The organism is Variovorax sp. TBS-050B, from assembly GCF_029893635.1.
Lineage (GTDB): Bacteria > Pseudomonadota > Gammaproteobacteria > Burkholderiales > Burkholderiaceae_C > Variovorax.
The window spans coordinates 390,432-404,159 of the sequence record NZ_JARXYR010000002.1; the positions used below are offsets into that span (position 1 = coordinate 390,432).

The 13,728-nt window shown below is 67.5% G+C and carries 11 protein-coding genes; 3 read left to right on the forward strand and 8 right to left on the reverse strand.

Annotated elements, in window-relative coordinates; all coding sequences use genetic code 11:
* Positions 1-8 precede the first annotated feature (8 nt).
* From ubiB to serA, 8 genes are all read right to left on the reverse strand, one after another.
* The gene (ubiB, locus tag M2165_RS04745) at positions 9-1,574 is read right to left on the reverse strand and encodes a ubiquinone biosynthesis regulatory protein kinase UbiB (RefSeq protein WP_280813528.1); all 1,566 of its coding nucleotides are present in this window, start codon (positions 1,572-1,574) and stop codon (positions 9-11) included.
* The gene (locus tag M2165_RS04750) at positions 1,571-2,140 is read right to left on the reverse strand and encodes a hypothetical protein (protein WP_280813529.1); all 570 of its coding nucleotides are present in this window, start codon (positions 2,138-2,140) and stop codon (positions 1,571-1,573) included. The genes ubiB and M2165_RS04750 overlap by 4 nt, the downstream gene beginning before the upstream one ends.
* Before the next feature lie 155 nt (positions 2,141-2,295).
* A complete protein-coding gene (locus M2165_RS04755) occupies positions 2,296-3,309 on the reverse strand; it encodes a TIM44-like domain-containing protein (RefSeq protein WP_280817471.1) in 1,014 nt (337 codons plus the stop codon).
* A 37-nt stretch (positions 3,310-3,346) separates the two neighbouring features.
* Complete coding sequence (ubiE, locus tag M2165_RS04760) at positions 3,347-4,078, reverse strand: bifunctional demethylmenaquinone methyltransferase/2-methoxy-6-polyprenyl-1,4-benzoquinol methylase UbiE (RefSeq protein WP_280813530.1); 732 nt, start codon at positions 4,076-4,078, stop codon at positions 3,347-3,349.
* 102 nt (positions 4,079-4,180) lie between these two features.
* The gene (locus tag M2165_RS04765) at positions 4,181-4,597 is read right to left on the reverse strand and encodes a DUF971 domain-containing protein (protein WP_280813531.1); all 417 of its coding nucleotides are present in this window, start codon (positions 4,595-4,597) and stop codon (positions 4,181-4,183) included.
* Positions 4,597-5,034, reverse strand: coding sequence for an HIT family protein (locus M2165_RS04770; protein WP_280813532.1), 438 nt, complete (start codon positions 5,032-5,034; stop codon positions 4,597-4,599). Before M2165_RS04770 ends, M2165_RS04765 begins: the two co-directional genes overlap by 1 nt.
* On the reverse strand, positions 5,031-8,912 hold the full coding sequence (locus M2165_RS04775; RefSeq protein WP_280813533.1) for an FAD/FMN-binding oxidoreductase: 3,882 nt from the start codon (positions 8,910-8,912) through the stop codon (positions 5,031-5,033). Before M2165_RS04775 ends, M2165_RS04770 begins: the two co-directional genes overlap by 4 nt.
* A gap of 100 nt (positions 8,913-9,012) precedes the next feature.
* On the reverse strand, positions 9,013-10,245 hold the full coding sequence (gene serA / locus M2165_RS04780; RefSeq protein ID WP_280813534.1) for a phosphoglycerate dehydrogenase: 1,233 nt from the start codon (positions 10,243-10,245) through the stop codon (positions 9,013-9,015).
* 223 nt (positions 10,246-10,468) lie between these two features.
* Between serA and ugpB the strand changes: the two genes are divergently transcribed.
* The 3 genes from ugpB (at position 10,469) to ugpE (ending at position 13,663) form a co-directional block, all read left to right on the forward strand.
* Positions 10,469-11,779 (forward strand): sn-glycerol-3-phosphate ABC transporter substrate-binding protein UgpB, encoded by a 1,311-nt coding sequence (gene ugpB, locus M2165_RS04785; protein WP_280813535.1) that lies wholly within the window; start codon positions 10,469-10,471, stop codon positions 11,777-11,779.
* A gap of 105 nt (positions 11,780-11,884) precedes the next feature.
* Positions 11,885-12,766, forward strand: a complete 882-nt coding sequence (ugpA, locus tag M2165_RS04790; protein ID WP_280813536.1) for a sn-glycerol-3-phosphate ABC transporter permease UgpA — start codon at positions 11,885-11,887, stop codon at positions 12,764-12,766.
* 48 nt (positions 12,767-12,814) lie between these two features.
* On the forward strand, positions 12,815-13,663 hold the full coding sequence (ugpE, locus tag M2165_RS04795) for a sn-glycerol-3-phosphate ABC transporter permease UgpE (RefSeq protein WP_280813537.1): 849 nt from the start codon (positions 12,815-12,817) through the stop codon (positions 13,661-13,663).
* The last annotated feature ends 65 nt before the right edge of the window (positions 13,664-13,728 follow it).

Genomic DNA, 13,728 nt, shown 5'->3' on the forward strand with positions numbered 1-13,728 from the left:
TCTCTCCTCTAGAACAACTTCACGCGCACCAGCAACTGCATGGCGAGCAACCCCAATACAAATCCCATGCCACCGTAGATGATGATCTGCAGCAGCCGGTTGGTGCGCTTCTGCGCGGCCAGCAGCTCCAGCAGTTCGCGGCGGTGGTCGGGCGGCCGATTCTCGAGGTAGTCGTGCAGCAGGCGCGGCAGCTGCGGCAGCAGCTTGGCGTAGCGCGGCGCCTCGGCCCGCAGCTGCTCGAACAGCTTCTTGGGCCCGATCTGGTCGACCATCCACTTCTCGAGGAAGGGCTTGGCGGTGTGCCAGAGGTCCAGCTCCGGGTCGAGCTGGCGGCCCAGCCCCTCGATGTTGAGCAGGGTCTTCTGCAGCAGCACCAGCTGCGGCTGGATCTCGACGTGGAAGCGGCGCGAGGTCTGGAACAGGCGCATCAGCACCATGCCGAGCGAGATCTCCTTGAGCGGCCGGTCGAAGTAGGGTTCGCAGACGGTGCGGATCGCCGCTTCGAGCTCGTCGATGCGCGTGCCTTCGGGCACCCAGCCGCTTTCGAGGTGCAGCTCGGCCACGCGCTTGTAGTCGCGCCGGAAGAAGGCGACGAAGTTCTGCGCCAGGTATTCCTTGTCGGACTCGGTGAGCGTGCCGATGATCCCGAAGTCGAGCGAGACGTAGCGCCCGAAGGTCTCGGGCTCCAGGCTCACCTGGATGTTGCCCGGGTGCATGTCGGCATGGAAGAAGCCGTCGCGGAACACCTGGGTGAAGAAGATCGTGACGCCGTCGCGCGCGAGCTTGGGAATGTCCACGCCGGCGGCGCGCAGTCGGTCGAGCTGGGCGATCGGCACGCCGTTCATGCGCTCCATCACGATCACCTCGGGATGGCAGAAGTCCCAGAACATCTCGGGAATCAGCACCAGCTCGAGCGAAGCCATGTTGCGCCGCAACTGCGCGGCATTGGCCGCCTCGCGCACCAGGTCGAGTTCGTCGTGCAGGTACTTGTCGAACTCGGCCACCACCTCGCGCGGCTTCAGGCGCTTGCCGTCGGCCGAGAGGCTCTCGACCCAGCCGGCCATCATGGCCATGAGCGCGAGGTCCTTCTCGATCACGCCCTGCATGTTGGGTCGCAGCACCTTCACGGCCACGTCGCGCACTTTGCCGTCGTCGGTGCGGATGGTCGCGAAATGCACCTGCGCGATCGACGCGCTGGCGATGGGCGTTTCGTCGAACTGCACGAACACGTCACCGACCGGCCGGCGGAACGCACGCTCGATGGTCGCGATCGCCACCGCCGAGGGGAACGGCGGCACGCGGTCCTGCAGGAAGGCGAGCTCGTCGGCGATGTCCTGCGGCAGCAGGTCGCGCCGGGTCGAGAGCACCTGGCCGAACTTCACGAAGATCGGGCCGAGCCGCTCCAGCGCCTCGCGCAGCCGCTGGCCGCGCGGCGCGTCGAGGTTGCGGCCGACGGATACCACCCGCGCCACCACGCGCAGCCATGGTTTCTGGAAGCTCGTGAGCACGAGCTCGTCCAGGCCGTAGCGCAGCGCGACCCAGACGATGAAGAGGCCGCGATAGAAGCGCCTCATTCGGCCTTGCCCGCCGAGCCCGCCGTGGGTCCGCCCGTCCCGGCCCCGCGATGGCCGACGAACTGGCGCAGCGCGCCCACGACGCGGCGCGCGCCCTCGGCGATGGTGTGCGCGGGCACGTCGCCGATCAGGCGGGCGAGGTCGTCCTCGACGTCCCAGCGCACATGGTCGACCAGCCAGTTGACCTCGGCCGCCAGTTGCACGTCGCCGATGATCTGCACCGCGGGCTTGTCGCCGCGCAGCGTGGCGCGGGCCAGGTCGAAGGGGGATTCGTCGGTGACGGTGAGCGTGAGCTCGGGCACCGAGGCCGGGGGCGCCAGGTCGAGCAGGCCGGCCGGCGTGGCCACCAGTTCCATGGTCACGAAGCGCCACTGGAAGCGCACCACCCGCCCCTGCTGGCGCAGCAGCCGCTGCTGGGCTTCGGGCTCCTGCTGCAGCACGTGGTTGAGAAACAGCACCGCGCGGTGCTGGATCTCGTGCACCGCCCAGCCGGGCGGCTGCAGGCGCTCGCCGATGCGGTTGAAGAGATCGTCGAGAAAAGAAAATGGGGACGATGGTGTGGCCATGTCCCCATTATCCCGTCACTGTCGCGCCCTGCGACTCATGGACTGCATGCTCTTTTCCAGAAACACCGCAGAACCGGCTTTGCCGGGCTGCTGGTGTTGCCCCCGGTAGGGGGTTGGAGAAGCGACACGAAGTGCGCGAAGCCTGGGGGCGAGCTTTACTGCAGCGCCTGGACGCCTGCCACGAGCCAGCCGCTGGTGCCGCTGGTCGGCTTGGTCATGTTCCAGACTTCGCGGAACGGGCCCGGGCCGGCCGAGGCGTCTTCGCGGATCATGCCGGAGAACTCCACGCTCGCCATGTAGACGTCGGCCAGTTCCTCGATGCCGAGCAGCTTGGCGTCGAGCATCACGACCTCGGTCTTGTTCGAGGCGCCGCCGGTGTGGCTCGCGCGGTCGGCGAGCTGGGTGCGGATCTCGGCCACCATCTCGTCGGTCATCATCGAGCGCAGCATGCCGACGTCGGCGCGGTCCCAGGCGTCCTGCAGCGTCACGAAGTTGCGCTTGGCGGCGGCGAGGAAGCCGTCGACGTCGAAGCCGGCCGGGATGCCCCAGCTCTGCGAGCCCGACAGCGCCGAGCCGATCATGCTGCCGCCGGCCGCAGCGCCTGCCGCGGACAGGCTGCTGCCGTGCGAAGGCGTGGCATCGAAGGCGGCGGTGTTGCGCTCCCAGGGGCGTGCCGAGGCGTCGTTGCCCACGTTGGCCGGGCTGTACTGCGCCGGCGCGCTCGCGTTCGCGGGATTGCCCGCGCCTTCGAAGGCGAAGCCGCCCTGGCGGCCGCCGTTGGCAGGCGCCGCCGAGCGCGCCTTGAACAGGCGCCAGACGAACAGTGCCGCCATCGCGAGCAGCGCGATCAGCAGGATGTTGGCGAAGCCGGCGCCCAGGCCGAGCGAATTGGCGAGCCAGGCCAGGCCCAGGCCGGCGGCCAGACCGCCGAGCATCGCGCCCCAGGGACGCTTCGGCGCCGCGGCGGCGGGCGCCGGCGTGGCCGGACGCGGCGACGCCGTGGCTGCGTTCTGCTGCGTCGGCGCGGTGGGCGAAGCCGATTCGCGCTGCGTCACGTTCGACGACTGGCGTCCCACCGACTTGCCGCCGCCGATGCGGGCCGCATCGGCCTGGACGCTGACCAGGGCCAGCACGCAGGCCAGGAACAATGAACTCAAACTTTTCGTCATCATCTCGTCTCCTCTTTCGAGCGAAGAATTCGCTGTATCAACATTTGATTCCAACATGAAGGGCGACCACGCCACCCGTCATGTTGTGATAGTCCACATGCCCGAAACCGCCCTCTTTCATGAGGGTCTTGAGCTCCTCCTGGGCCGGATGCATCCGGATCGACTCGGCCAGGTAGCGGTAGCTCGCGTCGTCGCCCGCGACGATCTTGCCCAGGCGCGGCAGCACGTTGAACGAATACCAGTCGTAGGCCTTGGCAAGCGGCTTCGCGACCTTCGAGAACTCGAGCACCAGCAGCTTGCCGCGGGGCTTGAGCACGCGGTTCATCTCCTTCAGAGCCACGTCCTTGTGCGTCATGTTGCGCAGGCCGAAGGCCACGGTGACCACGTCGAAGTGGTCGGAGGGAAACGGCAGCTTCTCGGCGTCGCAGACCAGGGTGGGCAGCACCACGCCGGCATCGAGCAGCCGGTCGCGGCCGGTGCGCAGCATGGCTTCGTTGATGTCGGTGTGCACCACCTGGCCGCTGGCGCCCACCTTCTTCGAGAACGCGAGCGCGAGGTCGCCGGTGCCGCCGGCGATGTCGAGCACGCGCGAGCCTTCGCCGACGTTGGCGACCATGACGGTGTAGGCCTTCCAGGCGCGATGCAGCCCGGCCGACATCAGGTCGTTCATGAGGTCGTAGCGCTTGGCGACGGAATCGAAGACGCCGCGGACGCGTTGTGCCTTCTCGCTTTCGTCGACGTTCTCGAAGCCGAAATGGGTGGTACTCATGCGCCTGATGTTAGGGCGTAAGCACTCACCGCAAGGCGCCGACCCTTTGGAACCGCGGGTTTTGTTGCTTTTTCTGCACCCGACCGGCGGCGCAGACGCTCTTCAATGGCTGCCGCAGGCCGAGCCGCCGCCCTTGCCGGGCATGGGCGTGTCGCGGTCGACGCCGGCCGCCGCGAGGCGGCTTTCGTACTCGGCCCAGAGCCGCGCTTCGTTGGCGCCGAGTTCGTAGAGCAGGTCCCACGAGAAGATGCCCGAGTCGTGGCCGTCGCTGAAGACCGGCTGCACGGCATAGTTGCCGACGGGCTGCAGATCGACCAGCTCGACATCGCGCTTGCCGGTCTGCAGCACCTCCTGCCCCGGCCCGTGGCCCTGCACCTCGGCCGAGGGCGAATAGATGCGCATCAGCTCGAACGGGATCCGGAACGTGGCGCCGTCGGAAAAGCCGACCTCCAGCACGCGCGACTGGCCGTGCACGGTGATCGATTGCGGCGTCGGTGCGCCGGCCTGCAGACCTGCCATCAGAAACTCCTTGTGCGCAGTTGCGCGGTCATCGCGGCCTCGAGGGCCGGCAGGCGCGCGGCCACCGCCGCATCGCGCGCCGGGTCGGCCTCGCGCTGCACCGGTGCCCAGACCGAGCCGGGGAAATGCGTGTCGCCGTCGAAGCGGGCGATCACGTGCCAGTGCAGGTGCGCGACCATGTTGCCGAGCGCCGCGAGGTTGATCTTGGTCGGCGCGAGCTGCTCGCGCAGGCACTGTTCGACCAGCGCCACCGCCTCCATGCAGAGCACGCGGTCGGCCGCGTCGAGGTCGGTGAACTCGCGTGCATGGTCGTTCCAGACCACGCGGTAGAAGGCCGGGAAGCCGGGCTCCCCGGCATGGATCACGCGCAGCTTCTCGCCCTGGTGGACCAGGCGGCCGCCGGGGCCTTCGCACAGCGGGCAGCCGGGCGCCTTCATACCAGCACCCGCTCGATGCCGCCCTGGTTGGCGGCCGCCACGTACTGCGGCATCCAGTCGCTGCCGAGGAGCCGGTTGGCCATCTCGACCACGATGTAGTCGGCTTCGAGCAGGCCGTTGTTCAGGTCGTTGCCGTAGCGCGAGAGGCCCTGCAGGCAGCTCGGGCAGCTGGTGAGGATCTTCACGTTCTCCTTCTCGCCGACCTTCCCGCCCGCGCGCAGCGCGGCCTCGCCCTTCTTCAGTTCCTCTTCCTTGCGGAAGCGGATCTGCGTGGAAATGTCGGGCCGCGACACGCCCAGCGTGCCCGACTCGCCGCAGCAGCGGTCGTTCTTGAGCACGTTGTCGCCGACCAGCGCCTTCACGGTCTTCATCGGGTCCTGCAGCTTCATCGGCGAATGGCAGGGGTCGTGGTAGAGGTAGCCGCCGCCCGCCGCGTCGGCGAGCGTGATGCCCTTCTCGAGCAGGTACTCGTGGATGTCGACGATGCGGCAGCCCGGGAAGATCTTGTCGAACTGGTAGCCCTGCAGCTGGTCGTAGCAGGTGCCGCAGCTCACCACCACGGTCTTGATGTCGAGGTAGTTGAGCGTGTTGGCCACGCGGTGGAAGAGCACGCGGTTGTCCGTGATCATCTTCTCGGCCTTGTCGTACTGGCCGCTGCCGCGCTGCGGATAGCCGCAGCACAGGTAGCCGGGCGGCAGCACCGTCTGCACGCCGGCATGCCAGAGCATGGCCTGCGTCGCGAGCCCGACCTGCGAGAACAGGCGCTCCGAGCCGCAGCCCGGGAAGTAGAACACCGCCTCGGTCTCGGAGGTGGTGGCCTTCGGGTTGCGGATGATCGGCACGTAGTCGGCATCCTCGATGTCGAGCAGCGCGCGCGCCGTCTGCTTCGGCAGGTTGCCCGGCATCTTCTTGTTGATGAAGTGGATCACCTGCTCCTTGACCGGCGCCGGGCCGACCGTGGCGGGCGGCGCGGCGGTCTGCCGGCGCGCCAGGCCGCGCAGCAGGTCGTTGGCGAGGCGCTGCGCCTTGAAGCCGATGCCCACCATGCCCGCGCGCACCGTCTTGATGGTCTGCGGGTTGGTCGCGTTGAGGAAGAACATCGCGGCCGCGTTGCCCGGGCGGAAGCTCTTCTGCCCCATCTTGCGCAGCAGGTTGCGCATGTTCATCGACACGTCGCCGAAGTCGATCTTCACCGGGCATGGCGTGAGGCACTTGTGGCAGACCGTGCAGTGGTCGGCCACGTCCTCGAACTCCTCCCAGTGCTTGATGCTGATGCCGCGGCGCGTCTGCTCTTCATAGAGGAAGGCTTCCACCAGCAGCGAGGTCGCGAGGATCTTGTTGCGCGGGCTGTAGAGCAGGTTGGCGCGCGGCACGTGCGTGGCGCACACGGGCTTGCACTTGCCGCAGCGCAGGCAGTCCTTGACGCTGTCGGCGATCGCGCCGATGTCGCTCTGCTGCATGATCAGCGACTCGTGGCCCATGAGGCCGAAGCTCGGCGTGTAGGCGTTGGTCAGGTCGGCATGCAGTTCCTCGGCCGGCTGGCCCGCCGGCGCGCGCAGCAGCTTGCCCTTGTTGAAGCGGCCCTCGGGATCGACGCGGCGCTTGTACTCCATGAACGGCCGCAGCTCCTCGTCGCTGAGGAACTCGAGCTTGGTGATGCCGATGCCGTGCTCGCCCGAGATCACGCCGTCGAGGCTGCGCGCCAGCGCCATGATGCGCACCACCGCCGCATGCGCGGTCTGCAGCATCTCGTAGTTGTCGCTGTTGACCGGGATGTTGGTGTGCACGTTGCCGTCGCCCGCATGCATGTGCAGCGCAACCCACACGCGGCCCTTGAGCACGCGCTGGTGGATGGCCACGCACTCGGCGACGATCGGCGCGAACTCGGCGCCCGCGAAGATCTCCTGCAGCGGCTGGCGCAGCTGGGTCTTCCAGCTCGCGCGCAGGCTGTGGTCCTGCAGCTGCGGGAACAGCGCGTCCACGTCGCGCAGCCAGCCGGCCCAGAGCGCGCGCACCTCCTGCACCAGCGCCACGGCCTGCGCCACGCGGTCCTCGAGCAGTTCGGCCGCCGGGATCTCGTGCGCGTCGTCGCTCTTGCCGAGCGGCAGGTTGCCGCGCAGCAGGAAGGCCTCGAGCTCGTCGGTGAGCTGCAGCTTGTTCTTCAGCGAGAGCTCGATGTTGATGCGCTCGATGCCGTCGCTGTACTCGGCCATGCGCGGCAGCGGGATCACCACGTCCTCGTTGATCTTGAAGGCGTTGGTGTGGCGGCTGATGGCCGCCGTGCGCTTGCGGTCGAGCCAGAACTTCTTGCGCGCCTCGGGGCTGATCGCGATGAAGCCCTCGCCGCTGCGCGAATTGGCGATGCGCACCACCTCGGAAGTGACGCGCGCCACCGCGTCGGCGTCGTCGCCTGCGATGTCGCCGAACAGCACCATCTTCGGCAGGCCGCCGTGCTTCTTCGACTTGGTGGCGTAGCCCACGGCCTTGAGGTAGCGGTCGTCGAGGTGTTCGAGGCCCGCGAGCAGCACGGCCGAGCGCTTCTGCTCCGCGAACATGAAGTCCTTGATCTCGACGATGCTCGGCACCGCGTCCTTGGCATTGCCGAAGAACTCGAGGCAGACGGTGCGCGTGTGCGCCGGCATGCGGTGCACCACCCAGCGGCAGCTGGTGATGAGGCCGTCGCAGCCTTCCTTCTGGATGCCTGGCAGGCCCGAGAGGAACTTGTCGGTCACGTCCTTGCCGAGGCCCTCCTTGCGGAAGGTGCGGCCCGGGATCTCGAGGCGCTCGGTGCGCAGCGGGGTGCGGCCGTCGGCGGCGTAGTACTGCAGCTCGAAGACGGCGCTCTCGGCGTCGTGGATCTTGCCGAGGTTGTGGCCGATGCGCGTGACCTCCAGCCATTCGGCCTGCGGCGTGACCATGCGCCAGGAGGCGAGGTTGTCGAGCGCGGTGCCCCAGAGCACGGCCTTCTTGCCGCCGGCGTTCATGGCGACGTTACCGCCCACGCAGGAAGCCTCGGCCGAGGTGGGATCGACCGCGAACACGTAGCCCGCGCGCTCGGCCGCATCGGCCACGCGCTGCGTGACGACGCCGGCCTCGGTCCAGATCGTGGGCACGGGCGCATCGAGGCCCGGCAGCGCGACCATCTCGACCTCGGTCATGGCCTCGAGCTTCTCGGTGTTGATGACGACGCTCTTCCAGGTCAGCGGGATCGCCCCGCCGGTGTAGCCGGTGCCGCCGCCGCGCGGAATGATGGTGAGGCCGAGCTCGATGCAACCCTTGACCAGCAGCGCCATCTCGGCCTCGGTGTCGGGGCAGAGCACGACGAAGGGGTACTCGACGCGCCAGTCGGTGGCATCCGTGACGTGCGAGACGCGCGAGAGGCCGTCGAACTTGATGTTGTCCTTCGCGGTGAGCCGGCCGAGCACGCGATTGGCCTGGCGGCGCAGGGCGGCGACCTCGCGGAAGGTGGTGTCGAAGGCGGCGACGGCCTGGCCCACCAGCGCGGTGAGTTCGCCGACGAGCTGGTCGCGCGGAAGATCGGCGTCGGGGGTGCGGCGCTTCTGGACTTCGGCGAGCCGGTGCCTGAGCGCGTCGACGAGCTGGCCGCGCCGGCGCGGGTTGTCGAGCAGGTCGTCGACGAGGTAGGGATTGCGCTGGACCACCCAGATGTCGCCGAGCACTTCGTACAGCATGCGCGCCGACCGGCCGGTGCGGCGTTCGGCGCGCAGGGTCTGCAGCAGTTCCCAGCCCCGTTCGCCCAGCAGGCGGATCACGATCTCGCGATCGGAGAAGCTGGTGTAGTTGTAGGGGATCTCGCGCAGTCGTACAGGCTCTGCGGCCTGCGACAACAGCGTGGTCAACGCGGTCGGAGCATTCATCGGGGTGGCACCTCGGCCAGGCGCTGCGCGCCCACATAGCCGGGGGTGGGATTTTAGGGCAGTGCCCGGGCCCTTGCGCGCGACCGGTCTTGCGCCAGCGTCAGAACAACACGCGGCTGCGGATCGTCCCGTTCACCTTCGCCAGCTTCTCCAGCGCGAGGTCCGAGTGCGCCGCGTCGATGTCCATCACCACGTAGCCGATCTTCTCGTTGGTCTGGAGGAACTGCGAGGAGATGTTGATGCCGTTGTCCGAGAAGATCTTGTTGATCTCCGACAGCACGCCCGGCACGTTGCGGTGGATGTGCAGCAGCCGGTGCTTGCCGGCATGGGCCGGCAGCGCCACCTCGGGGAAGTTGACCGACGAGGTCGAGGTGCCGTTGTCGCTGTACTTGACGAGCTTCTCGGCCACTTCGAGGCCGATGTTGGCCTGCGCCTCCATGGTCGAGCCGCCGATGTGGGGCGTGAGGATCACGTTGTCGAGGCCGCGCAACGGCGACTGGAACTCGTCCTTGTTGCTGCGCGGCTCGACCGGGAACACGTCGATCGCGGCGCCGAGCAGCTTCTTCTGCTTCAGGGCCTCGGCCAGCGGCTCGATCTCGACCACGGTGCCGCGCGAGGCGTTGATCAGGATCGCGCCCGGCTTCATCGCCGCGATCTCGGCCGCGCCGATCATCCACTGCGTGGCAGCCGTCTCGGGCACGTGCAGCGTCACGATGTCGCTCTGGGCCAGCAGCTGATGCAGTTCGCGCACCTGGCGCGCATTGCCCAGCGGCAGCTTGGTGACCACGTCGTAGAAGGCCACCTGCATGCCCAGCGCCTCGGCCAGCACCGACAGCTGCGCGCCGATCGAGCCGTAGCCCACGATGCCCAACGTCTTGCCGCGGATCTCGAAGGCGTTCTCGGCCGACTTGAGCCAGCCGCCGCGGTGCGCCACCGCGCTCTTCTCGGGCACGCCGCGCAGCAGCAGGATGGCTTCGGCCAGCACCAGTTCGGCCACCGAACGGGTGTTGGAGTACGGGGCGTTGAAGACCGCCACGCCATGTTCGCGCGCCGCCTCGAGGTCGACCTGGTTGGTGCCGATGCAGAAGCAGCCGGCGGCCACCAGCTTGTGGGCCGCGGCGAAGACCTCGGCCGTGAGCTGCGTGCGCGAGCGGATGCCCAGGAAGTGGACGTCGGCGATCTTGGCCTTGAGCTCCGCGTCGGGCAGCGCGCCCGGCAGCGACTCGATGTTGGTGTAGCCCGCGCCGCGCAGCACCTCCACGGCCGATGGATGGATGCCTTCGAGCAGAAGGAACTTGATCCGGCTTTTGTCGAGGGAGGTCTTGCTGCTCATGGCGTACTCGCGGTGCCCCGGCCACGGCAACAGGCTAGGCCGAAAAAGGGGAGGACGATGCTAGCATGGTGCGGCGCAGCACGACGGTGCGCGCACCGCGGCAAGCCCTGCGCCGAAGGGGTTTTCCCGGTTGGAGGATGGCGCGGGTCCGTGCGCAAATGCGACGTAAATGTCACACGGATGGCCTAGCATCCGCGCTTTTCTTCCACAGGAGTCTTCTTTGATGCGATTCAACACGCTCGCCGCGGCCGCGGCGCTTGCCGCCACGCTGGCCGTTCCGGCCCATGCCCAGACCGAGATCCAGTGGTGGCATTCGATGAGCGGCCCGCTCGGCGAGTGGGTCAACGACCTGGCCAAGCAATACAACGAGAGCCAGAAGGAATTCAAGGTCGTGCCCACCTACAAGGGCCAGTACGACGAATCGATGACCGCCGCGATCGCCGCCTTCCGCGCCGGCAACGCGCCCGACATCCTGCAGGTGTTCGAGGTGGGCACCGCCACCATGATGGCTTCCAAGGGCGCGATCAAGCCCGTCGGCGAGGTGATGAACTCCGGCGGCGCCAAGTTCGACCCCAGCGTGTACGTGCCGGCCGTCTCGGGCTACTACACCGCCCCCAACGGCCAGATGCTGAGCTTCCCGTTCAACAGCTCGACCACGATCTTCTATTACAACAAGGACGCCTTCAAGGCGGCCGGCCTCGACCCCGAGAAGGCGCCCACCACCTGGCCCGAAGTCATCGCCGCGGCCGACAAGCTCAAGGCCAGCGGCCACAAGTGCCCCTTCACCACCAGCTGGATGAGCTGGACCCAGCTCGAGAGCTTCTCGGCCTGGCACAACACGCTGTACGCGACGCAGAACAACGGCTTCGGCGGCACCTCGGCGCGCCTGGCCTTCAACGCGCCGCTGCAGGTCAAGCACTTCGAGAACCTGGCCAAGATGTCGAAGGACGGCACCTTCGTCTACAAGGGCCGCAACAACACCGCCGACGCCGCCTTCCCCTCGGGCGAGTGCGCGATGATGACCGGCTCCTCGGGCCTGTACGCGCGCGTGGCCAAGGACGCCAAGTTCAAGTACGGCATCTCGACCCTGCCCTACTACCCCGACGTGAAGGGCGCGCCGCAGAACACCGTGATCGGCGGCGCCAGCCTCTGGGTCATGTCGGGCAAGCCGGCCGACCACTACAAGGGCGTGGCGAGCTTCTTCAACTTCCTGTCCGACACCAAGGTGCAGTCCGAAAGCCACAAGCGCACCGGCTACCTGCCGATCACCACCGCGGCCTACAAGCTGACCGATGCCTCGGGCTTCTACAAGGAGAAGCCGGGCACCGACGTGGCGGTGACGCAGATGATCCGCAAGACCACCGACAAGTCGCGTGGCGTGCGCCTGGGCAACTTCGTGCAGATCCGAACCATCATCGACGAGGAGACCGAGCAGATCTGGAACGGCAAGAAGACCGCCAAGGAAGCGCTGGACGCGGCCGTGAAGCGCGGCGACGAGCAACTCGAGCGCTTCCAGAAAGCCAACAAGGGCTGACGCGGGGCACGGCCGCCGAGCCGTTCCGGCCGCAGTAGACTCGCACGCCCGCCCCGCACGAGCAACGGGGGCGGGCGTTTCGTTTTTGGAGGGATTCGAGGGGTTATGGAAAAACGCGTTCTATTCCGGTCGGCATGGCTGCCATGGTTGCTGATCGCGCCACAGATGGCGGTGATCCTGGTGTTCTTCTTCTGGCCCGCGAGCCAGGCGATCTGGCAGTCGATGCAGACCGAGGACGCCTTCGGCACCTCGACCGTCTTCGTCGGCCTGGAGAACTTCCAGACGCTGTTCGACGACCCGGCCTACATCGAATCCTTCAAGGTCACCGCGCTGTTCTCGGTCTTGGTGGCCGGCATCGGCATCGCGCTGTCGCTGATGCTCGCGATCTTCGCCGACCGCATCCTGCGCGGCTCGCTGGTCTACAAGACCTTCCTGATCATTCCGTACGCGGTCGCGCCGGCCATCGCGGGCGTGCTGTGGGTGTTCATGTTCTCGCCCAGCATCGGCGTGGTGAGCTACGGTCTGCGCAAGATGGGCATCGACTGGAACCACCTGCTCAACTCGAACCAGGCGCTCACGCTGATCGTGGTGGCGGCCGTGTGGAAGCAGATCTCCTACAACTTCCTGTTCTTCCTCGCCGGGCTGCAATCGATCCCGAAGGCGCTGATCGAGGCCGCGGCCATCGACGGCGCCGGGCCGCTGCGGCGCTTCCTCACGATCCAGTTCCCGCTGCTGTCGCCCACCACCTTCTTCCTGCTCGTGATCAACGTGGTGTACGCCTTCTTCGACACCTTCGCGATCGTGCACGCCACCACCGAGGGCGGCCCCGGCCGCGACACCGCGATCCTGGTCTACAAGGTCTGGCACGACGGCTTCCGCGCGCTCGACCTCGGCGGCTCGGCCGCGCAGTCGGTGGTGCTGATGGTGATCGTGGTCGCGCTCACGGTGATCCAGTTCCGCTACGTCGAAAAGAAGGTCCAGTACTGATGCGCCGCCCTCTTCCCGTTTCCTCCTTCCTCTTCCGGAGCATCCGCCATGGTTGAACGCCGGCCCGGCCTCACCGTCCTGTCGCATGTGGTGCTGATCCTCGGCATCGCCATCGTGGCCTTTCCCATCTACCTGGCCTTCGTCGCCTCCACCCACACGCGCGACGAGATCCTGCGCGTGCCGATGCCGATCGTGCCGGGCGCGCACATGGTCGAGAACTACACCGCCGCGCTGCTCGGCACCGAGACCCAGGGCGCGCGCGTGGTGGTGGGCCGCATGATGTGGATCAGCCTGGTGACGGCGCTGGTCATCAGCATCGGCAAGATCGCGATCTCGCTGCTGTCGGCCTTCGCCATCGTCTACTTCCGCTTCCCGTTCAAGAAGCTGGTGTTCTGGCTGATCTTCGTGACGCTGATGCTGCCGGTGGAGGTGCGCATCCTGCCCACCTACAAGGTGCTGGCCGACCTCAACATGCTCAACACCTACGCGGGCCTGACGGTCCCGCTGATCGCCTCGGCCACCGCGACCTTCCTGTTCCGGCAGTTCTTCCTCTCGGTGCCCGACGAGCTCGTGGAGGCCGCCCGAATCGACGGCGCCGGGCCGATGCGCTTCTTCAAGGACATCCTGGTGCCGCTGTCGCAGACCTCGATCGCGGCGCTGTTCGTGATCCAGTTCATCTACGGCTGGAACCAGTACCTGTGGCCGCTGCTGGCCACCACCAGCGAGGACATGTACCCGGTGGTGATCGGCATCAAGCGCATGATCGCCTCGGGGGACGCCGCGGTGGACTGGAACCTCGTGATGGCGACCGCCATCCTGGCGCTGCTGCCGCCGGCCTTCGTGGTGATCCTGATGCAACGCTGGTTCGTCAAGGGCTTAGTCGACACTGAGAAATGAGCCCACCCCCGTCCCTCGCCCACTTCGTGTGGCTCGACTCCCCCCTCAAGGGGGCAACACCAGCG

Coding starts and splice junctions, on each gene's coding strand:
- M2165_RS04765 (WP_280813531.1), bottom strand. CDS start 4,597: ATGGCAGGTCTGCAGGCCGGCGCACCGACGCCGCAATCGATCACCGTG.
- ugpE (WP_280813537.1), top strand. CDS start 12,815: ATGGTTGAACGCCGGCCCGGCCTCACCGTCCTGTCGCATGTGGTGCTG.
- ugpA (WP_280813536.1), top strand. CDS start 11,885: ATGGAAAAACGCGTTCTATTCCGGTCGGCATGGCTGCCATGGTTGCTG.
- serA (WP_280813534.1), bottom strand. CDS start 10,245: ATGAGCAGCAAGACCTCCCTCGACAAAAGCCGGATCAAGTTCCTTCTG.
- ubiE (WP_280813530.1), bottom strand. CDS start 4,078: ATGAGTACCACCCATTTCGGCTTCGAGAACGTCGACGAAAGCGAGAAG.
- M2165_RS04755 (WP_280817471.1), bottom strand. CDS start 3,309: ATGACGAAAAGTTTGAGTTCATTGTTCCTGGCCTGCGTGCTGGCCCTG.
- M2165_RS04775 (WP_280813533.1), bottom strand. CDS start 8,912: ATGAATGCTCCGACCGCGTTGACCACGCTGTTGTCGCAGGCCGCAGAG.
- M2165_RS04770 (WP_280813532.1), bottom strand. CDS start 5,034: ATGAAGGCGCCCGGCTGCCCGCTGTGCGAAGGCCCCGGCGGCCGCCTG.
- M2165_RS04750 (WP_280813529.1), bottom strand. CDS start 2,140: ATGGCCACACCATCGTCCCCATTTTCTTTTCTCGACGATCTCTTCAAC.
- ugpB (WP_280813535.1), top strand. CDS start 10,469: ATGCGATTCAACACGCTCGCCGCGGCCGCGGCGCTTGCCGCCACGCTG.
- ubiB (WP_280813528.1), bottom strand. CDS start 1,574: ATGAGGCGCTTCTATCGCGGCCTCTTCATCGTCTGGGTCGCGCTGCGC.